The organism is Desulfopila inferna, from assembly GCF_016919005.1.
In the GTDB taxonomy this organism is placed as follows: domain Bacteria; phylum Desulfobacterota; class Desulfobulbia; order Desulfobulbales; family Desulfocapsaceae; genus Desulfopila_A; species Desulfopila_A inferna.
On sequence record NZ_JAFFQE010000001.1, the window covers coordinates 114,240 to 135,249 of the forward strand.

Below are 21,010 nucleotides of genomic sequence, written 5' to 3' on the forward strand. Positions count from 1 at the left end.
AGCATTGCTGAACAGAGTTAATGATCGGAGTTCCCTCTCGATCGATCTTGAGAAGGCAAGCTGCGACTGGATTTCTGAGTATCACCTCAGCTCTGAAAGACCAAACATTTACAGATTTCTTGACCTCTCCAAAATCAAGACCGGCCTCGAGCTTGGCAGCGGCTGCGGAGCCATCACTCGTTATCTCGGGGAAACAGGGATGCAGCTCGATGCCGTCGAGGGTAGCAGGAAGCGAGCTGAGATTTGCCGGCTGCGCTGTGATGACCTGGACAATGTCCATGTGGTCCATTCGAATTTTAATGAACTGGATCTGCCGGAACAGAATTACGATGCCGTTTTTCTGAATGGCGTCCTTGAATATGCAGGAAGATTCCTGGAGACAAACGATGACGATCTGCAGGCTTTAAAGAATGTTCTGCATAAATCCCTGCAAACCTTGACGCCTCAAGGCGTGGCCTGTATCGCCATAGAAAACAGAATGGGGTTGAAGTATTGGTTAGGCGCTAGGGAAGATCATTTTGGCCTACCTTATGTCGGTTTGTATGGATACCCTCAGGATGAAGGGATCCGAACCTATGACAGAAATGAATGGCAGACTATTCTAGCGGGCCTTGATCCTTCCTACCAGTATCGTTTTGTCTATCCTTTTCCCGATTACAAAATGGCCAGGACAATTCTCAGCGAAAAATTCATTAGAGAAACGCCACATGCCGCAAACCACCTTTTCCGAATGGCCTCAACCGATAACGGCAAGCCGGTAAATGGTGCAATGAATGAATTCCTGCTCTGGGAATCTCTGCAGGCACAGAACCTTTTTGAGCAATATGCTAATTCTTTTTTTATCCTGATTTCCAGAAGCAATGAAACGCTCTCCGATATCTGTCCTTATGACTTCATGCATTTTTCCGGCAAAGGCAGGCGTACCCGCTACCGGACAGTGACCAGTAAGATGTCTGGTACAAAAATCGTCGAGAAGAAGCTTTTATATTCATCTCTGCCGCAGAAAGATCCTTCGGTGGATCATGATCTTTCACCTGATCAATATGTAAGTGGACCCTTGCTGGTTTCTTCCTGGCTTCATGTACTTGCAGGTGGTTTGCCGTCCGATTTTGAAAAATGTGTCCGTGACTATTACGATTTCCTGTGCACATATTGGCAGGAAAATGAAAATACAGGCAATTCCTTTGATCTTTTGCCCTTCAATATTGTTGTTAACGACGAAGGCAAATGGATAACGATTGACAAGGAGTGGTGCGTCGACCTCCCGCTTACACCTGAGTATCTGTTGTTTAGGGCATTGTTCTGGTTTCCGGGCGGCAATGAGTCGGTGTTGGCTGCGTTGTTTGCGGAATACAATATTACCACTCTCAAAGATTTCATCGCCCATTATTTCAAGCGCCTGTCTCTTCCTCTGGAGAAGTCGCTGGATCAGTTCGTTGCCAACGAAGAAGCGCTGCAGTCAGAAATAGCCGAACAACTGCGTGATAATCCTATTCAGAACATGCTCGTTCAACCTCTACGCCAGCATAACGCCGGAGCTGTTTCCACTTCTTTTCTCGCTCAACTCTATTGGGCCGGTCCTGACGATGAATGGTCCGAGGATAAAAGCCTGTTCGAGCCCGCACAACTTGGCCCTGAGTCGCAGATCATCAGCTTCAGGATTCCTCCTGCTCATGGACATATAACAAAATTCCGTTATGACCCTGCTGACAGAGCGGGCTTTTTTCGTATGGATAACATCAGGATTTCAGCCATAGCGGATCACAACAATGGTCCTCAGGAAATCTGGGAGTTGGTGGGGAACGGATCAATCGCACGCTCGGCAGGGTTACACAACATCGAGTACTGCAAAAACGGTCTGGGAGATGTGTTTATATCGACAGGTAATGATCCTCATTTTATTTTTGATGTTCCCGAAAAGGTAGAGCAATGGTTAAACTCAACGGGCATATATCTTTCGGTGACGATGGATTGGCCGAAATCATCCGATTATCTTGTTGTCATGGATACCTTGGGGAAACGATTTGTTGAACAGCAGATAGAACTGCAACGACTGCAGCAGGTTGAAAAGCTGAGCAGTGCGCAGGTAATCCGGATTTCGGAACAGGCCGCCAAACTGAAGGAAACAAGTGATCAGGTGCGGTCCAAGGATATCTACATCGAATCCATCGAGAAAGAAATAGAAACAATGCGCCAGACCCGTGTCTGGAGAGTGGCCGAATTTCTCAGGGCCAGAATATATTACCGGCTTCTTGATGGCAGGACGCTTTGCCGCAAAGGGATAAAGACCTTACGCCAGGAAGGTTTTCGACAATTTCTGCGAAAGGCTCGCCGACAGCTTACCTCACAGCCTGATTCAGAGACTCTTGGTCTGAACCGGACGGATTATACCACCTGGGTAGAACATAATCGGTTAACCGCCTACGATATCGACGAAATACGAACCAATATCAGTGAATTCCAGCTAAAACCACTTTTCAGCATCGTTGTGCCGGTGTATGACGTCGACCAGGAATGGTTGGAGCGTACTATCGATTCCGTACGGAGCCAGCTCTACGAAAACTGGGAATTGTGTCTGTGTGATGATCTTTCCCCGAGCCCGCATGTAAAGAAAATACTGCAACAGTATGCGGAAATGGATCCTCGAATTAAAGTGCTCTTCAAAGAAAAGAATGAAGGAATAGCGATTGCCTCCAATGCAGCGTTGTCTTTGGCAACAGGAGATTATGTCGGACTCCTCGATCATGACGATGAGCTCACGATCGATGCACTTTATGAGAATGCCCGAATGATCAACCAGAATCCTGGAGCCGGCCTGCTCTACAGTGATGAGGACAAACTGGATATGCAAGGCAGAAGGTGCGATCCCTTCTTTAAACCTGATTATTCGCCTGAGCTGATTCGCTCGCAAAACTATATTTGCCATTTTACGGTAATAAAAAAGAGCATACTCGATGACTTGGGAGGGTTCCGCCAAGGATTTGACGGCTCTCAGGATCATGATCTTATTCTCCGGGTTTTGGAAAAAACATCCAAGGTCGTTCATATACCGAAGATCCTCTATCACTGGCGAAAAATCCCCGGCTCAACAGCCGCGGTCTATAGTTCTAAATCCTATGCCTGGGAGGCGGGAAGGAAAGCGGTCGAGGATTCGCTGCAGAGGTTGGGCGTTGCCGGAAATGTCGGTCTTGCCAAATTTCAAGGCAGTTATCGGGTGAGCAATACAATTCTCGAAAATCCATTAGTCACCATAATCATACCATTTAAGGATCGAGCCGATTTGCTGAAAACCGCAATAAACTCCATCCTCGAAAAAACAGCTTATAAAAACTTTGAGATTTTGGCTGTCAACAACAACAGCAGCGAAAAAGAGACCTTCAGTCTGATAGAAACATACAGTAAAAACGACAGAGTAAGGTTTATTGAATATAATGTGCCATTCAATTTTTCAGATATAAATAACCATGCAGTAAAGCAGGCAAACGGTGAATACATAACACTGCTCAATAATGACATTGAGATTATCTCCCCGGAATGGCTTGATGCAATGCTTGAGTTTGCCCAACTTCCCGAGGTTGGTGCAGTTGGAGGAAGACTGTACTATTCCGATGATCGAATTCAACATGCCGGGATTGTTATCGGCATGGCAGGGGTCGCCGGTCCACCTCACTACCTCTTTCATAAAGATGATGTCGGTTATTATGCCAGATCACATGTCATCCACAATGTCAGTGCAGTTACCGGGGCATGTCTCATGGTTAAAAAAAGTGTGTATGAATCCGTGGGAGGATTGGATGCGGAGAATTTTGGTGTTGCCTACAATGATATCGATTTTTGCCTGAAGTTGATACAAAAAGGGTACCGCAATGTTTTTACGCCTTATTGTGAGATGTACCACTACGAGTCTCAGTCGAGAGGATATGAGGATACACCCGAAAAGCAGGAACGTTTGCAGCGGGAGAGTTCGGCGTTCCGGGAGAAATGGAAGATCTACTTTGACAAGGGCGATCCCTATTACAGTCCCCACCTCTCTCTCGAAAAAACCAATTTTACCATCAGGATTAGATGATTGATTTTATGCCGAAACAATGCTGATCATAGATGCTCACGTCCATATTTACGACTGCTATTCCCTGGAACGGCTGTTTGACTGCGCCTATTCCAATTTTCTCAAGCTGGCGAAAAAACAGAATAAAGAGAAATATTTTCAGGGAGTGCTGCTTCTTGCGGAGAAATCGGGGCAACATCATTTTAATGACTTATCAAGAAATATAGGGAAGCAGAATGAGCAGGGCGGGTTGGGGAAATGGAATGTGAGGCAAACGGCAGATCCTTTTTGCCTGGCCCTGTCAACGCCGGACGATCGACAATTGCATCTCATCCAGGGAAGACAGCTCATCAGCAAGGAAGGGCTTGAGGTTTTGTCTCTGGCGACGGAGAAGGAGCTTGAAGAAGGATTGCCTCTTGCCGGCCAGGTAGAAGAAAGCATCAGCAAACAGGCTCTTACCGTGATACCCTGGGCATTTGGAAAATGGATGGGCAACAGGGGGCGGGTTTTACGGAGTTTCCTGGACAGCAATCAGCATCATCCGGTTTTTTTGGGAGATAATGGTGGGAGACCGGGATGCATCTGCTCTTCCATTCTAAAGAGATACAGTGCAGGTTCAGCAACTTCGTTGATATCGGGAAGCGATCCCTTACCACTAAAAAGCGAAGAGAGGAGGGCCGGCAGTTTTGGAGTATTCATCGATGAAGTTCTGCATGAGCCGGACATAGGAAGGGAGGTAAAGAAAATATTACAATGTAGATCAAGAGATTTTTCCCCCTATGGAAACCCATTGTCTTTCCGCGAATTCATTCACCTGCAATATCTTCTGCGTCTGAAGCATAAGCCAATTATGGCATAATAAACGCATTAAGCTATGAAAAAAATACCATGCCTTATGAATATGAACATCATATGGTATTCTCCGTTGTTATTAGCTTTCCTTCTCTCATTTACCTGTGCAGTTCACACATCACCGGATTCGGGATTATACCTTCGTAAAGCATATGAGTTTACTCAGGGACAAATTGATTGGGGATTCCGGCCGGGTTTTATTGCCCTTCTGGTTGCATCTTTCAAGACGCTGGGGATCAGTGTGTGGTCAGCCGCAGTGGTCATCCGGATATTCTTTTTTGCCAATGTGCTTCTTATCTTTTATATGACTAAATATATAGTCAATAAACAAGCTGCCTTTGCTGCTTCCCTGGCTTTACTCACCTCCTATTACCTGACAATTCTATCGCAGTATGTTCTCCTTGACATTATACAACCCTTCTTCATCCTTTTGGCCATATTTTCATCCATGCTGGCTATTGATCGTCGTTCGGATAAAATTGCCCTGACTGCCGGTATTGTTTTTGTTTATTCCTACCTTGTCAAATCAACTACTCTACTGTTTATTCCTTTTCCACTCATATTGGTTTTCCTCTGGTTTGGTCTACGCATAAATTTTTTTAAGTTGAGGCAAGCTGGAATAATATGTGCGACATCCGTCATCGGAATCATTTTTTATCATTCTTCCCTAGTCTTTGTTATAGAAAAGAAAGCTAATCAATCTCTGGGTAGGGCCTCGGAGAGCGCCCTCAACCTCCTGTTTTCAGACAGTCTGACAGGAATACTGTCTAACGCATTGCATGGGTTTGTTGGATTTTGGCACAATTTCATGTTTCAGGATTCCCGTTTGGGTTGGCTGTTCGCCGCAGCATGGGCTTGGGTAGTTATCCGTTCAATAACACACAAAAACTATAGACCCATGGTGGTTGTTTATGTCTTATTCTTACCTGCAATGCTATTTCTAGGATTGACGAACTTTAGAACCGGGCAAGCCGGAGTATTTTTGTTTGCAACTTTTATCCCTATAGGGGTTTTTCTATCTGATCTGAGTAAAGGACTAGGCAAGATTCCAGTTCTGCTCTCTAAAGGCTATATCGGGACTACTGTTTCTGAAAGAGCAACAATCATAATCATTACCGTTGGATTATGCATCTACCAAACTTGGTATGTAGAGAATGTATATAGAAGCAGTTCACAATGGCTCCAATATACCTATATTGGCCGGATGCTGATGGGAAAAGAAACTCAGTGGAAATTAATTGGAGTCTTTGATAAACAAAGCCAGCGGCTAGCAAAAATAATCAGCAAGGAAGCTCAACCAGGTGCAATTATATATACTGGTATCACTTTCAATGCAGCTTTGGATTTTTTCACAAATTATCAATATAAGGTCTCTCGCCTTCCCACAGGCTTCATCCGTATACATTCACTACAAACAGGATTATCTGAAGATTTGCCAAAAGAATCGATTACAAAAGATTTGTTATTTTTATGGCCCAATGCTTGGCCGAGGAGACTTGAACATTGGAATGCGGGAGGAGAGTTGCGAATAAAGTTTATAGAGGAAGATGTCATAAGTCGCCTTTTTCGATTAAATGAACCTGTATTTATAGCCTTGGATAAACGCTACAAGCATCTCGGCGAATATTTTGAAAGGCTTTCCGGAGTTGTTAAGCTATCAAGCAACCCTTTAGTATACAAAGTTGAAAAATTTGTGCCGGCAGGAGAATTCAAAAAACCAAGAGTTGCATATGAAATAGGAATGCTTCTAGCTGAGCTGCGTGAAAGAAAACCTGAAAACTATAGAGTGCTGCGAGATGATTTCTTTCCCCGTTTCTTCGGGTTAGCCCCAGAAAGGGTCGAAGCTTTGGCCGATAAGGATGAAGATGCTGCAGATGTTGTTTTTGTTGGTTTGCCTGGGCGAAAATATTAAACAGGTTGTGGTACGTCAAATTGGAATTGATTCTATGCGGGCCATTAGTTTTCATGGCTTTGGTAGAATCGTGGCAGGCACAATTTAATAAAATTACTGGATTCTTTTGAGGAAATATGTTCGAAATTAGTCCTTTACGCCTTGTTGGTATTTTCTTTGGCCTGCTTGCCTTGTTCATTTGTTTCTCCAGGCTCCGGATCTATGCGAATAAAAGAACTGATGTCTGGTTTCTTTTCATTTTCGGGTCTGCACTTTTTTTTGTAGGGCTTTTCCCTGATCTGGCCAACTTTCCGTCAGCAATACTACATATGGGAGATTACCAGTGGGGAAGGTTGCTTGCTTTATTGATTCTTTCCAACCTTTTTTTGTGGTTCCTGGTCTTCTATCAACGTGCAAAAAATGAAACGAGGTTCTATCAGTTCGATAATCTCGTTCGGGCTCTAACTGTTTCCGAGTTTTTAAAAAATAACACCATCGACAATGTCGCCGGCAGTATCGTAATACTTATTCCCGCATATAATGAAGCCGCTAACTTAGCTACTGTATTATCGCAAATACCTGAAAGAATAATTTCTAATGATGTAAAGGTTATCGTGCTTGATGATGGCAGTAGTGATGGAACAGCTGATGTCGCAAGAAGTAAAAATGCATTTGTTGCAGTGCATCCCACAAACAGAGGAGGGGGCGCTGCTCTCAAAACCGGCTACGATTTGGTTACTCACTTAAAACCTGCGGTCGTGCTGACTATGGATGCTGACGGTCAACATAATCCGGTGGAGATTGAGACCCTAGTCAAGCCTATCCTGGATGATGAGGCTGATTTTGTAATAGGCTCCCGGATCTTGGGGAAATGCGCGGATTATTCCAAGTTCCGACTGCTGGGTGTCCATGTATTCAGTCGTCTGATCAATTTCATCGCCGGCACGAAGATTACCGATTGTTCCAGTGGATATCGGGCAATCAGAGGAAAGGTTCTTGAGGAGTGTCTGTTGCTTCAGGAACAATATCATACGGCAGAGGTAATAATTGAAGCTGCAAAGAGAAAATTTCGTATTATTGAACGGCCGGTGACTATTGCAAAGCGACTCAGCGGAGAGAGTAAAAAGGGACATGATTTAAAATATGGGCTTTTCTTCCTGCGCACTATTATTAAAACATGGATTCGCTAGCATGGGACACCTTGCAGAGAACAGTCCTCCTTTAATTGACACGGTTGCGTCCTGCCCCCTATGTGGTGCTGACAGCTGTATCCATGAGCATATATCAAAGGTAATTCATGAAAGGCAGTATGACATATATAAATGCAACTCATGTACCGTATGTTTTACATATCCAGTACCTTCTGCTGAGTTGCTGACCCGTATTTATTCCGGTGAGTACTGGTTAAGAGAGGGAAAGGTAAATGTCCCCAAAAAGAACCTGACCGGTTTAGTACAAAAATTTAATACAATTCGCCTTGCAGCGATGGTGAAACCACTTGTAAGGCATCTCAAACCTGGAGACAGAATTCTTGAAGTTGGTTGCGGTTCCGGCCAATTAGCTGTTTATTTGCAAGAGTGTGGCTTCAATATTGAAGTTACAGATGTCAGTACAGAAATATTGGAAGAAATTTCAGATCTCCATAAAATAAAAGGGTATTGTGGTGATCTTCAGGATATTTCTTTTGATGATGAACCATATCAGGCTGTGATATTCAATAATGTATTAGAACATCTTGATGATCCGGAAGGAAATTTACGTCAAGCCTGTCAACTTCTTGACAGGAATGGTCTTGTTTTTGTTGAAGTGCCCAATATCGAGAGTTTTCAGTTCAAATTATTTGGAGAAAAATGGTTTCCACTGCAACTTCCTGAACATTTGTACCATTTTTCTCCGATTTCTTTACAAAAAATAGCAGGAAAATGTGGATTGATTAGAGCTTGGATGTCTACTTTATCGCCCAGAGTATCTTCTGCAGGATATGTTGCTACTATTTTTCCTTTTCTACGGCCCGAACGGTTGCGCTTTTCTATGTCGAAACCATTGCTTGGCCTATATCTTGGTTTGCAGGTAATCTTTTTACCTATTGCTTTCGTTGAGTCTTTGCTTGGAAAGGGTTCCGCAGTTCGCATTATTTTCAAAAAAGAGAAGGAATGATGGATCTATCTATTCTGATTTCAACTTTTAATGGTGAGAAAGATATAAGACTTCTTCTTGATTCCATAGCAGAGATCGAAAAAAATGCATATTTCCTAGAAGTTATTCTACGGGATGACTGCTCGTCAGATGATACCTCGAAGATAGTTAAGGAGGAATATAAGTGGGTAAAGGTATTAGAAGATAACTATGGCAATATTGGTTTTGTTAAAAGCAACAATTTACTGTTTCAAGAGGCAGAGGGGAAGGTTATCTGTTGTGTAAATCAGGATACAATTCTTCATCCACGATTTGTAGTTGAAGGCATGAGGATGATTAATCAGAATCCTGAGGTTGCCGGTGTAAATACCAACATGATTATGCCATGGATAATGCCTCTTGATAAATATAGGAATGCCGAAAGTACTCAATTACCGGCCTATGAATATCAACTCACAAGTTATGGATATGTACGATATATTGAGGTGGAAAGACAATCACGTGAGGCAAACTTTATGACGGGTGGAGGCTTCTTCGTTAGAAGTGCTGTTTTTCCAAGTAATTATCTCTTCGATCCAGATATTGACATGTATTGCGAGGACACCGAACTTTCATTGCGATTGCAGCGGCATGGTTGGAAGATGCTGTATTGCCCCGAAGCAGTGATTTATCACAACCAGATCAGAAAAAAGGCCACTGTTTTTCGGGATCTGATTAAGCTCATTCGAATTACAAAAAACAGGTTCGCTCTCTTTGCAAGAATTGAATCGCCATCGAGTTATTCTCGGAGGTATATCAAATATGTTCTCGGTATTATAAACAAGATGAAATACATCGGCCTTTCTTTTCCCAAAAATGTAGGTGCTTATATAGCGGGTATTGTAATCGCTGTCTTATTCCTCTTCTTCTTTCCTTATTGGTTAAACTATTCAAAGAAAAGTAAAAAGAATTCTATTCTATCACTCATTCAAAAGGTATGAAAAACAATTTAAAGAAATCATTGAATATGCTGGAAGTGGTTTTTTTCTCTTCTGAGCGGAGGTCGGATTGTCCGTGAACGAATTTGACAATAAGAAATTATTGCTAATCATGAGTCAACTAATAACGATCAATGACTGATAATAATAGTTCTTTCCCCGCATTGCCAGAGAAAAATCGAATGAGTTTACCGAAGCAAAATGGCAAGATTAGGTATTGTTTCTTAACTATTTTGGGTTTAATCGCTTTTGGTGGATTGCTCTATTTTGGTGGTTTTGAATCTTTTGAAAAAATCAAACATCCTAATTACATCTGGCTTTTAGCTGCTTTTTGTGGTTCCGGGTTTATGATTTTTATTTTTGCAATTCGTTGGGGAGGAATAGTAAATAGCTTGCTAGGTAGAAAGATTACGGACAACATGACCTATTTCTTTTATTCACTCTCTTCCTTGGCTGTTGGTACCGTCCTTCCCCATACCGCCGGATCTCTTGTTGGAAAGGCAGCTGCTTTAAATAAATTCCAGAAAATATCGATGAAAAATAGCGCGGCATCGGTCTTGTTAGATAAGGTATTTGATGGCTTTTTCATGCTGATGTTCGGCTGGCCTTTATTATTGCTACTCTCAGGTGTAGCAACAATTAAGCAAGTCATTGTTATATCAATCGCTGAATTTTTAATTATCAGCTTACTTGTCCTGGTACATTATTCTTTATGGCTGAGATTGCTGAAAATAACCATAGCTTCTTTGGTTAATTTTTTGGGCATGTTCTCATTTATAAGAAAGCGTAAGCAGTGGCAAAAGATAGATGCCTTGAATCGATTAGATGAATGGGATGTTTTGCAAAAAGAGACAATACTAAGGGCGTATTTTCTTACAGCCATCGGTCAATTAATGTTGACAGTTCGGGCTTGGCTGGCGGCTATGGCAGTGGGAGTCGGAATCACCCCTTTTGAGATTTTTGTTGGAATAGGATTGGTGCAGGCAAGTATATTAATAAGTGTTACTCCGGGAGCCTTGGGTTTTGCGGATGCGGCTTGGTTTATAGCTTTAGTCGGTGCAGGCGTCCCTAAAGAAATCATACCGGTATTTCTTGTATCCATTAGAGTTATAGAAAATCTGGCGGTTTTGTTTTTTTGGCTGCCTCTGTATTTTTTTATTATTTGGAAATCAGCCGTTAGAAGAAGGAACAAATAATTGACATGTGCTTTTAATCCAACACCTTTCTACCTCCTACCGCAGTACTCCTCCCGAAAATATCGAAAATTATTTCAGGATAAGGTAAGAAAGCATATTAAAATGCATTCCTGTCTTAATAAAATACTCCGAACACGGTCTAACATCTAAGTTAAAGTTTCTTATGAACACTTTTTCAAATGGCCAAAGCACATATAGGCATGGGCGAAGGGACATCATCATTGGGTTTATGGGATCTTTTTTCCTGCTATGTCTTTTCTACCCGGGTTTTGTTTTTTTTGAGACCAGTCCTATGCATGCTAATAGCTGGGAGATCAGCGATCCATCAGTAAGCTGGGCCAATTTCATGCCCTCGTTCAGGGTTTTTCAATATGAGTTGTACAACAATGCCAATATATTGTGGTCTTCGTTGCGTACCATGGGAATGCCCGTTCTGGCCAACGATATTCAGGCCGCCCCCTTGTTCCCTCTGACTGTGCTGTTCAGCTGGCTGGATGAAAATATCTTCTGGAATGTCTTTGTCGCCGCCAGATTGGTGCTGCTGGGGCTGGGGACCTATCTTCTTGCTCGACGGTTTTTGGGTTTTCAAAAACTTCCGTCTATATATTTTATTGTCACCTTTGTCTATGCACTATACGTGATGAGGTGGATGAACAATCCTTGGCAAAATGGCTTGTTGGCGGGTGTATGGTACCTCTATTTTCTCTGCCGGACCCTGGAGCAGCCTTCATGGTATACCCTGAAAAGAGTTAGGGTTTTTGCCGGTCTGGTGCTGGCGGTCTTTATGATGGTAACCTGCGGGTTCCCGGAAGCTTCAATGATGTGCGCCATTCTGGTGATCCTGGTCTTCACTCCTTTGCTGGTGAGCAGGGTATGGAGAAAAGAGGTGAAGCTTAAGCCTTTTTTTCAGGATCTGCTGCTCGCTCATATTGCCGGATTTGCACTTTCTTCATTCCAGATATTTTCCATAATAGAGCTCCTGGCCGCTTCTGAGTCACACAGATATGTCGGCCTGAGACAATATGCCGCAGCCGATATCATGCCGTTTTTTGCTGAAAATCTAACACGATTTCTTGAATCGGGACCACATCTTTACGGTGACAGCCGAACCTATCTCGGGCTGATCCCCGTCGCTTTTTTCCTAGCAGGAATTGCCTCAACTATAAAAAATATCAGAAGAATTGGGGCTGGAGAGGTTGGAGCCCTGTTATGCGGCCTTTTTATAATCCTGAAGATGTTTGCCATAGGGCCTGGCTGGTTTAATAAAATGGTGGCCAGCCCTCCTGTTTTGCGGGAATCATATTTTTATGTCTATTTTTTCTCTATCTTTCTCTGGTTTTTTTCATTTTTTTCCGCCAGGGGATTTCAGGAGGTTGTCGGGATTTGTGGAAAGAGGGGATCGGCTATTTCCACTACCTGGAAACATTTGCTTTCCCTTGCTTTTCTGGCTGTTATTCCTCTTGTCTGGTTTGCTGCTCCTCTGGCAACCGAACAAAATTTGTGGGAACTCGTAGTCATTGAGAGACAGCGTATTCTGTTCAGGGTGCTGGTAGTTTTCGCGGCAGCGCTCGGAGGGATTTTTTTATGCCTGTATTTGCGCAAAAGCAGATTCATCAGCATTCTTCTTCCATTTCTGTTGCTGGGGCTGGTCATTTTTGAGAATGCCCTTGTTTTACCCTCCGATTTTCATGCGTTGAAAGACAGAGATAACCAGGAAATCGATCATATTCTCGATGAACTGAAGAAACGCGATATACCCCTAGTCGAGTCAAGGATTATCGATCGCAACGGCACCTATGTTTCTCATGGTCTGGCCACTATTGATACGGGGGCAACGCCCTTGCTGCCCAGGCGCACGCAGATATTCCGGACCAATTTCTTCAAGACCGTTCGGGCCGGACATTTATCAATTGATGCCCCCAAAAACCGTTTTGCATGGGGACTGACCTCCACTAATTTAAGATCTCTCGATAGATATTATGGCGGGGGAGAAGCAGAATTTCCCGACTGGTCCTCCTGGGAAAAAAAGGAAGGCGGCACTATTCATCTTGATGAGATGAAATTCAATAACCAGGATCTTCCCCAAAATGCAATGACGAATATTATCGCCGGTTCCCGTGACTATCTCTACTTTAGAGGCTGGGCCATAGGTGCAGGGCAAAAGAGTCTGGACTCGACTGCTGTCTATATCATCCTCAAGGGACAAGACGAGGAAATCGCCATCCCGGCCAGAAAGGCTGTACGTCATGATGTAGCACAGCACCTCCAGGATGAAAAATTCACCATGGCCGGATGGGACAGCTATGTATCCGCCTCTTTATTGGCAGAAGGAAGTTATGCCGTACATATACGTTTTGCAGATCATCTTAAGCGTCAATATTACGAAAAGATTACTGGGAATCGAATTCAGTTCCGTAAAAAAGAAGAAGTATCATCCAATAGGTTTATCTTCGGCCTGGATGAAAACAACAAGGAATTTCTCGGACTATTGGATCAGTACTACATTTACCTTGACAGAACCGCTTTGCCGCGAGCCTATATTGCCTCACGATGTCAATATTATCCAAGTCTCAAGGATGTTGTCGAGGAATTTAAAAGTACAACTACCTTTCAGCTTGGACACGTTTATCTGGAGGATCTTTCAGAAGAAGAGCAGGTATTCTGCCGAAATTATAGTGCCAGGGTTTCGCGCGTACCCATTGTGGAAGATGGCGGGGATAATCTTGAGTTAGGCAAAGTTCGGGGGCCTGCAATCCTGGTGCTCAATGACAATGTATATGACGGCTGGAATGCTTTTGATACTGTCAATGAGGTATCGCTGGCAATTAAACCTGCAAACATAACTTTCAGGTCGCTGATACTGCCGGAAGAGAGAGAATACCATATTATCTTTACCTACAAGCCAAAGTGGCTGCCCATAGCCCGGGTCTTCCTTGCTATCGGCCTGCTTAGCCTTTTGCTGCCCGTGTTTTTATTCATAAGAAGACATACAAAGAGCGAATACCCGATTGAGGAATACCATGGATTTAACAGAAATTGAAAATGCAAGTGTTCACCGGCATCCCTGGGAAATCTCAAGAGCAGACTCTATCCTTAAGCTTACAGGGCAGTTCATTTCCGACTCGATGGCCGATATAGGCTCGGGAGACCTTTATTTCGCCAGGCAAGTCACAGAGTTTAGCGGTAAGAGTTTATATGCCTGCGATATTCATTATACTGATAATGATACTGTTTCTCCCCGGATAACCAAAGTCTCCTCTACAGCTGAGATTCCAGCCGGTTCCATTGATCTGGCTTTTCTTCTGGATGTCCTTGAGCATGTGGAGAATGAAGATGCCTTCTTGTGCAATGTAAGCTCACTTTTGCAAAAGGAGGGCAGGATGATAATCACGGTGCCGGCGTATCAATGCCTGTTTGGCGATCATGATGTTTTCCTCAAACACTTCAGGAGGTATGATAAAAAAAGGCTCACCAAGGTTCTTGTAGGCAATGATTTTGTTGTGGAAAAGATCTTTTATTTCTATACTTCCCTTCTTTTGCTCAAGGGAGCAGGAAAACTGCTGTCACGATGCGGAATTAGAAGAGAATACAGCAATTCCGTCAGCAACTGGAAATATTCCAGGTCGGACTATGTCACTCGCTCATTGGTTTTTCTGCTCAACCTGGATTTTTTCCTGAACAGGTTTTTGCACAGAACTTTGAAAATATCTCTGCCGGGTTTGTCTCTATGCGCAATCGTCAAAAAATCTGTTTAGTCATTCCCTGCTATAATGAAGAATTTCGTCTTGATATTAAAGAGTTTTTACGGCATTGCTCAGATGATCTGATCTTTGTTTTTGTCAATGATGGCTCAACGGATAACACCGCAGAGGTGCTCTGTCCTCATGTCGGCAGGAACTGGCACGTAGTCAGCCTTGAGAAGAATAAAGGTAAAAGCGAGGCCATACGGCAGGGAGCTCTTTATATAAAGAAATCCGGTTTGGACAAGGAAATTACCTGGTTTGGCTTTTGGGATTCCGATCTCTCCATTCCTCTTGCTGAACTAGAAAATTTCTATAAATTTTCTGAGTGTTTTGGTGCTGACGCAGATGGTGTCGTAGGCAGCAGGGTCAAAAGAATGGGCAGCAATATCAGCAGGTCTCTGGTCAGACATTATCTGGGGCGTGTGTTTTGTACATTGGTATCTTTTCTTTTTTCCATTAGCTACTACGATACCCAGTGCGGTGCTAAAATCTTTAAAAAAGAGATGCTCGAACCCGGATTCTCTGAGCCGTTTAACTCAAACTGGATATTTGATGTGGAATTGCTATTACGCTTGATGCACCATGAAATCATAGAATACCCACTCCATGTCTGGCAGGAAAAGCCAGGCTCGAAAATCAGGTTTCCTACTGTAATCTTTGAGGTAGTTCGAGACCTTGTCCATTTAAAAAAAATATATGGAAGCTGAATTAAGAATACATGCTTTGCTGCTTGTTTTTTAAGGTGCATTTCCTGTAACTGAAGATAAGTTATTGATGAAAAGAGATATTGTAAAACTGGGCGAACAGAGTTTTGATGTACTGATAGTCGGCGGCGGCATACATGGCGCCGCTGCTGTCCGGCAGTGTGCGGAACAGGGAATGAAAGCCGCTCTCATCGAAAAAGCCGATTTCGGCGGCGCCACCTCTGCCAACAGTTTGAAGATCATTCATGGAGGTTTCCGCTACTTACAGCATCTTAATATCAAGCGGATGCGGGAGTCGATTGTTTCCAGGCGTTTGATGTCGCAGCTATCTCCGGAGAATATACGGGCTCTTCGTTGTGCTATACCGAACTCGGGTTGGGGGCTGCGAAGTAAAATGTTAATGCGGCTGGCCCTTTTGCTCAATGATGTTATATCATTTGACCGGAACCGGGGAGTTCGGCAGGAATGTAGAATACCAGCAGGTGAAATACTTTCACTCGAGGAATGCCGGAAGCAGTTTCCCTTGATCGACTGGACCGGAAAAACAGGAGGGGCGATATGGCACGACGCCATTGCGCTCAACTCAGAAAGATTGACGCTTGCATTTGTGCAGCAGGCGGTTCAGCTCGGTGCTACAGTTGCCAATTATCTCGAACTCAAAGAAATACTGGTAGAAGCCGGTAAGGCTGTTGGAGTCAGGGCATATGATTCAGTAAGCGGCAACGACCTGCTGATAAAGGCAGAAGCACTGATAATATCAGCAGGATCGAACAATGACAGGCTGTTGGGAAGGCATCAAAACAAAAGAGATATGCAGAAAAAATGGGCTAAAGCTGTCAATGTCGTTGTGAAAAGGAAGCTCCTCGACGATACGGCCATCGGTTTAACCGGTGAAGCTGATTTTACTGATAAAGACGCCGTTATTAAAAAGAATGGTCGGTTTTTCTTTTTTGTTCCCTGGCGCGGTTATACCATGATCGGCACTACCTATAGTTTTGATAAAAATACTTCAGCGGTGAAGGCTGATCGGGGTGATATCGAAGACATCCTGAGGGAAGTAAATGATATCTTTCCAGGAGCGGCACTTACACTGGACGAGGTCGGTAATGTCCATGCCGGACTGGTTCCGGCATATTCGCATGCCTCAAGAAAGGATGAGGTTCAACTGGTTAAGGAGACGGAAGTTGCAGATTTGACTAAGAAGGTTGTAAATCCTATTCAAGGCATTTTTACCATAAAAAGTGTCAAATACACAACTGCTCCGCTGGTTGCTTTTTCTACCGCTAAAAAAGTTGCAGCCTATCTGGGATTTCCGCTGCCGAAAAAAATCCAGTTTTCCTTAAATCCTTCCGGGGCAGAAGAAAATAAGGCTGAGAACAGCCACGCTCATGGCAGGTTGCTTCAGGACCGTTATGGCAGTTTGAGCGGAAAGGTCGGAAAATATATAGCTGCCGATAACGATTTGCTCTGTGCTGACACGCCGCTCTATGGCGGAGAGGTAAAATATTTTATAAAGGAGGAGATGGCCCGGACGCTCAGCGATATTGTTTTCCGCCGCTCACCTGTGGCTTCGGCAGAATGCCCTTCGACTAAAATACTTACTTTAATTGCCGAACGAATGGCGCTACATCTTGATTGGAAAGAAGAAAAAATCTCTCGAGAAATCAAAGAAGTTGAGAATGCTTTCGACTGGCGGAATTCTGCTCCGGCTTTAGGGAAGCGGTCATGAGTAATTTTCCTGAAACTGCTGACATCGAAACTGCATCGGATGATTATGCAACCAGATTCTCCGGAAAGGTCGGAGAGTTCTTTCTCGAAATGCAGTTAAAAAAGGTTGTTTCGCTACTGGAAATGTATGATAACCCTGCGTTGTTGGATGTGGGGGGAGGGCATGGACAGCTGGCCGTTCCTTTAATCAAGACGGGGTACGACGTCACTGTAACCGGGAGCGATGACAGCTGCGAAAATCAGCTGAAAAAGCAATTGAGTACGGAAAAATACTCATTTCTTACCTGCAATTCCCTGGCTCTTCCTTATCCTGATAATGCCTTTGATGTCGTTCTGGCTTTTCGCCTGGTGCCGCACACTCAAAGATGGCGGGAGTTACTCAAAGAACTGTCACGTGTTGCCAGGCAGGGCGTAATTATCGACTATCCGGATATTCGCAGCGCCAATATATTGAATGCCGCATTATTCAAAGTAAAAAAAATCATGGAAGGAAACACCAGACCTTTTGAGCTGTTTTCCCGAGCGCAGATATGCGAAGAATTCAAAAGATATCAATGCCGCCCGATAGGTCTGTATCCGGAATTCTTTCTACCAATGGTTCTCCATCGAAAACTCGGATCCGTTGGATTCTCAAGGATTTCTGAAAAGATTTTTGCAGCTGCCGGGCTTACTTCAATTCTTGGTTCTCCCATAATCGTTCACCTGGAAAAAGTAAAAAGCCAATGAAAATATTAGTATTGGCTCCTCAGCCTTTTTTCCAAAACCGGGGCACCCCCATTGCCGTGCGTATGCTCATTGAAGATTTGCAGGGTGCAGGTCATGAGGTTGAACTCTTGGTCTTCCATGAGGGAGAAGATGTCGATCTCAGCGATATCACCATTCACAGGACCTTGGCCGTACCTGGAATCAGCAATATCGGACCGGGATTTTCCTTCAAAAAAGTCATCTGTGATTTCTTCATGTTGACTGGAGCAGTGCGGCTTTGTTGCAGATCGCGTTATGACATGATTCATGCAGTGGAAGAATCGGTATTTATTGCAATGATTCTCAAATTATTTTTCAGGATTCCCTACATCTATGACATTGATTCCTGGCTTAGCGATCAGATTATAGAAAAATTTTCGTTTATCCGGCCTATGCGGGGATTTTTCTCTTTCTGTGAAAATGCGGCGGTACGCTACAGCAATGGAGCGGTTGCCGTATGTAAGGTCCTGGAGGAAAAGGTAAGAGGCATAGATTCCCGCATACCCCTGCTGCGTCTTGAAGATGTGAGTCTTGTTTCCGAGGCGGAATGTGAATATGAATCGCTTCGTGATGTTGTCGGTTCGTCGGGCGACATACTGCTTTACGTGGGTAATCTCGAGAAGTATCAGGGCATAGATCTGCTTCTCGAGGCCTTTCGGATTTTATCGAAGAAAAGAGCGGACTGCTGTCTGGTCATCATAGGCGGAAGCCGGCCGGGTATAGAAAAATATATCAAAAAAGCGGAAGAGCTTGCAATTCTTTCACAAGTATTCTTTATTGGCTCACGGCCTCTGGATAGGCTCGGTATGTATTTGCGGCAAGCGGATCTGCTTGTTTCTCCGCGTGTTGATGGAGAAAATACGCCTATGAAGATATACTCGTATATGGCCTCAGGCATTCCCATCGTGGCCACACGAATAACAAGCCATACCCAGGTCCTGGACGATTCCACAGCGCTGTTGGCGGAACCTGATGGAGTGAGTATGGCGGAATCTTTTATGCAGGGACTTGCCGACAAGAGAAAGAGCGCAGGATTAGCAGCATCTGCCGTTGAAAAGGTGGAAAACGAGTATAGTCGCTCAGCCTTTCAATTCAAATTAACCAGGTTTTATTCAGAACTTTCAAATGTGTGGAATTTGCGGATTTAACTGGAACGATGAGCAGCTGGTCAGCAGAATGTCCGGCACCATTGCCCATCGTGGCCCGGATCAGGAAGGTGTTTTCTGTGACAGCCATTGTTCTCTGGGACACAGGCGTTTGTCCATTATTGATTTGAGCGATCAGGGCAGGCAGCCGATGTTCAATGAGGATAATTCCCTCTGCCTCGTTTTCAATGGTGAAATATATAATTATCTGGAGTTACGCGATAAGCTCATCGGCAAGGGACATGTCTTTAAAGGTAAATCTGATTCCGAGGTAATTCTACATAGTTATGAGGAATTTGGGGTAGAATGCCTGCAACATTTCAGGGGAATGTTTGCTTTTGCCATATATGATATAGCTCGGAAAAAGCTCTTTATCGCCCGTGACAGAATAGGGATAAAACCCCTCTATTATTATCATAAGGCAGGAAAGTTTATCTTTGCTTCCGAGATCAAAGCGATCCTCGAAGCAAAAGAGGTAGACCGGCAGGTAAATCTCCAGGCACTGTATGATTATCTCGGCTTTGAATTCGTGCCTGCTCCCCAGACGATGTTCCAGGACATCTTTAAGCTGCCTTCGGGTCACTATCTTGAATTGACTGGGGATTCCTGCAGGATTACCCGATACTGGGACCTGAAGATGGGCGGCAAAAGCACAATATCTTTTGAAGAAGCAGTCGAAACCCAAAAGGAACTCTTAGGCGATGCTGTACGGAGTCACTTGATGAGTGATGTGCCGCTGGGTGTTTTTCTCTCGGGAGGACTTGATTCCAGCGCCATTGTTGCGATGATGCGCAAGTATATTTCCGGTCCCTTGAAAACCTTTACAATCGGCTATGAGGATCGCAGCTTCAGCGAGCTTGATTATGCAGCCATTGTCGCCAAATATTGTGATACTGACCACCAGGTGCTGATGCTGGATGATATCCGTCCCGAATATGTCGAGAAGACGCTATATCATCTTGACGAGCCGATGACCGATCTCTCCACCGTGCCCCTGTATCTTTTATGCAGACAGGCGCGCCGGCATGCAACTGTCTGCCTCAGCGGTGAAGGCGCCGATGAGAGTTATGCCGGGTATGACAGATTCAAGGCTGCCAGGATTGCTTCGCTTTTCAATATAGTGCCGGGTCCTGTTCGACGAGGTGTGATAGGAAGGCTTGTCGGCATGTTGCCCGACCAGGCCCAGAAAAAAGGCGCCGTCAATATGCTCAAGCGTTTTGTCGAAGGTGCCAATCTTCCTGCAGAGGGCAATCACCTGCGCTGGCAGTATTTCACCAGTGAAAAACTGGTCGGCAATCTGTTCAATCAGAAATTTTTTGGTGATGTTGTTGCTGATCCCTTCAGGCTGGTGCGCGAATATGCTGAACGCTGCGGCGACACTGATCCGGTAAACCGGCAAATATACCTGGATATGCGCTATATGATGACCGACAGCGTATTGATGAAGGTCGACAAGATGAGTATGGCAAGTTCTCTTGAAGTTCGGGTGCCATTACTCGACCATGTTCTTGTTGAATTTCTTGCCGGACTGCCGGGCAACTGGAAACTCAAGGGCCTGACCACCAAGCATATATTCCGGGCGGCTCTTAAGGAGCTTTTGCCACAGAAGATCGTTAACCGGGGCAAGCAGGGATATAGTTTGCCGGTAAAACACCTGCTCCGGGGTGATCTTAAAGAATATATGGTGAATCTGTTGAATGATTCACCGCTGCTCCGGCAATACACCAATATGGAATACGTCAATATTTTAATAGATGAACATTGTGCCATGAAGCAGAATCATAATCATGTCCTCTGGGCTTTGATGAATGTGTCAATCTGGCATAATAGATTTTTCAGATAACAG

14 protein-coding genes are annotated in these 21,010 nt (G+C 44.1%); all 14 read left to right on the plus strand.

Annotated elements, in window-relative coordinates; all coding sequences use genetic code 11:
• Positions 1-4 precede the first annotated feature (4 nt).
• The 14 genes from JWG88_RS00455 (at position 5) to asnB (ending at position 21,007) form a co-directional block, all read left to right on the plus strand.
• Complete coding sequence (locus tag JWG88_RS00455) at positions 5-4,069, plus strand: glycosyltransferase (RefSeq protein ID WP_205231714.1); 4,065 nt, start codon at positions 5-7, stop codon at positions 4,067-4,069.
• Between the two features lie 19 nt (positions 4,070-4,088).
• Positions 4,089-4,907 (plus strand): hypothetical protein, encoded by an 819-nt coding sequence (locus tag JWG88_RS00460; protein WP_205231715.1) that lies wholly within the window; start codon positions 4,089-4,091, stop codon positions 4,905-4,907.
• Positions 4,908-4,922: 15 nt separating this feature from the next.
• Entirely contained in the window at positions 4,923-6,812 is a 1,890-nt protein-coding gene (locus JWG88_RS00465) for an ArnT family glycosyltransferase (RefSeq protein WP_205231716.1), read from the plus strand.
• A gap of 116 nt (positions 6,813-6,928) precedes the next feature.
• Positions 6,929-7,981, plus strand: a complete 1,053-nt coding sequence (locus JWG88_RS00470) for a glycosyltransferase family 2 protein (RefSeq protein WP_205231717.1) — start codon at positions 6,929-6,931, stop codon at positions 7,979-7,981.
• A gap of 1 nt (position 7,982) precedes the next feature.
• Positions 7,983-8,948: a class I SAM-dependent methyltransferase gene (locus JWG88_RS00475; RefSeq protein ID WP_205231718.1), complete on the plus strand. Its 966-nt coding sequence runs from the start codon at positions 7,983-7,985 to the stop codon at positions 8,946-8,948.
• Positions 8,945-9,907: a glycosyltransferase family 2 protein gene (locus JWG88_RS00480; protein WP_205231719.1), complete on the plus strand. Its 963-nt coding sequence runs from the start codon at positions 8,945-8,947 to the stop codon at positions 9,905-9,907. Before JWG88_RS00475 ends, JWG88_RS00480 begins: the two co-directional genes overlap by 4 nt.
• 179 nt (positions 9,908-10,086) lie before the next feature.
• A complete protein-coding gene (locus JWG88_RS00485) occupies positions 10,087-11,100 on the plus strand; it encodes a lysylphosphatidylglycerol synthase transmembrane domain-containing protein (RefSeq protein WP_205231720.1) in 1,014 nt (337 codons plus the stop codon).
• 292 nt (positions 11,101-11,392) lie between these two features.
• The gene (locus JWG88_RS00490) at positions 11,393-14,140 is read left to right on the plus strand and encodes a glycosyltransferase family protein (RefSeq protein WP_205231721.1); all 2,748 of its coding nucleotides are present in this window, start codon (positions 11,393-11,395) and stop codon (positions 14,138-14,140) included.
• Entirely contained in the window at positions 14,121-14,855 is a 735-nt protein-coding gene (locus tag JWG88_RS00495; protein ID WP_205231722.1) for a class I SAM-dependent methyltransferase, read from the plus strand. Before JWG88_RS00490 ends, JWG88_RS00495 begins: the two co-directional genes overlap by 20 nt.
• Positions 14,828-15,550: a glycosyltransferase gene (locus tag JWG88_RS00500; RefSeq protein WP_205231723.1), complete on the plus strand. Its 723-nt coding sequence runs from the start codon at positions 14,828-14,830 to the stop codon at positions 15,548-15,550. Before JWG88_RS00495 ends, JWG88_RS00500 begins: the two co-directional genes overlap by 28 nt.
• 67 nt (positions 15,551-15,617) lie before the next feature.
• On the plus strand, positions 15,618-17,276 hold the full coding sequence (locus JWG88_RS00505; RefSeq protein WP_205231724.1) for a glycerol-3-phosphate dehydrogenase/oxidase: 1,659 nt from the start codon (positions 15,618-15,620) through the stop codon (positions 17,274-17,276).
• A complete protein-coding gene (locus tag JWG88_RS00510) occupies positions 17,273-18,001 on the plus strand; it encodes a class I SAM-dependent methyltransferase (protein ID WP_205231725.1) in 729 nt (242 codons plus the stop codon). The genes JWG88_RS00505 and JWG88_RS00510 overlap by 4 nt, the downstream gene beginning before the upstream one ends.
• Entirely contained in the window at positions 17,998-19,167 is a 1,170-nt protein-coding gene (locus tag JWG88_RS00515) for a glycosyltransferase family 4 protein (protein ID WP_205231726.1), read from the plus strand. Before JWG88_RS00510 ends, JWG88_RS00515 begins: the two co-directional genes overlap by 4 nt.
• Positions 19,145-21,007 carry an asparagine synthase (glutamine-hydrolyzing) gene (asnB, locus tag JWG88_RS00520; protein WP_205231727.1) on the plus strand — a complete coding sequence of 621 codons (1,863 nt, stop codon included), beginning with the start codon at positions 19,145-19,147 and terminating at the stop codon, positions 21,005-21,007. Before JWG88_RS00515 ends, asnB begins: the two co-directional genes overlap by 23 nt.
• Positions 21,008-21,010: the final 3 nt, after the last annotated feature.

Bases quoted from the DNA above. Each gene is read 5' to 3' on its own strand.
- JWG88_RS00500 (WP_205231723.1), top strand. From the start codon at position 14,828: ATGCGCAATCGTCAAAAAATCTGTTTAGTCATTCCCTGCTATAATGAA.
- JWG88_RS00475 (WP_205231718.1), top strand. From the start codon at position 7,983: ATGGGACACCTTGCAGAGAACAGTCCTCCTTTAATTGACACGGTTGCG.
- JWG88_RS00470 (WP_205231717.1), top strand. From the start codon at position 6,929: ATGTTCGAAATTAGTCCTTTACGCCTTGTTGGTATTTTCTTTGGCCTG.
- JWG88_RS00480 (WP_205231719.1), top strand. From the start codon at position 8,945: ATGATGGATCTATCTATTCTGATTTCAACTTTTAATGGTGAGAAAGAT.
- asnB (WP_205231727.1), top strand. From the start codon at position 19,145: ATGTGTGGAATTTGCGGATTTAACTGGAACGATGAGCAGCTGGTCAGC.
- JWG88_RS00495 (WP_205231722.1), top strand. From the start codon at position 14,121: ATGGATTTAACAGAAATTGAAAATGCAAGTGTTCACCGGCATCCCTGG.
- JWG88_RS00505 (WP_205231724.1), top strand. From the start codon at position 15,618: ATGAAAAGAGATATTGTAAAACTGGGCGAACAGAGTTTTGATGTACTG.
- JWG88_RS00510 (WP_205231725.1), top strand. From the start codon at position 17,273: ATGAGTAATTTTCCTGAAACTGCTGACATCGAAACTGCATCGGATGAT.
- JWG88_RS00515 (WP_205231726.1), top strand. From the start codon at position 17,998: ATGAAAATATTAGTATTGGCTCCTCAGCCTTTTTTCCAAAACCGGGGC.
- JWG88_RS00485 (WP_205231720.1), top strand. From the start codon at position 10,087: ATGAGTTTACCGAAGCAAAATGGCAAGATTAGGTATTGTTTCTTAACT.
- JWG88_RS00490 (WP_205231721.1), top strand. From the start codon at position 11,393: ATGCATGCTAATAGCTGGGAGATCAGCGATCCATCAGTAAGCTGGGCC.
- JWG88_RS00465 (WP_205231716.1), top strand. From the start codon at position 4,923: ATGAAAAAAATACCATGCCTTATGAATATGAACATCATATGGTATTCT.
- JWG88_RS00460 (WP_205231715.1), top strand. From the start codon at position 4,089: ATGCTGATCATAGATGCTCACGTCCATATTTACGACTGCTATTCCCTG.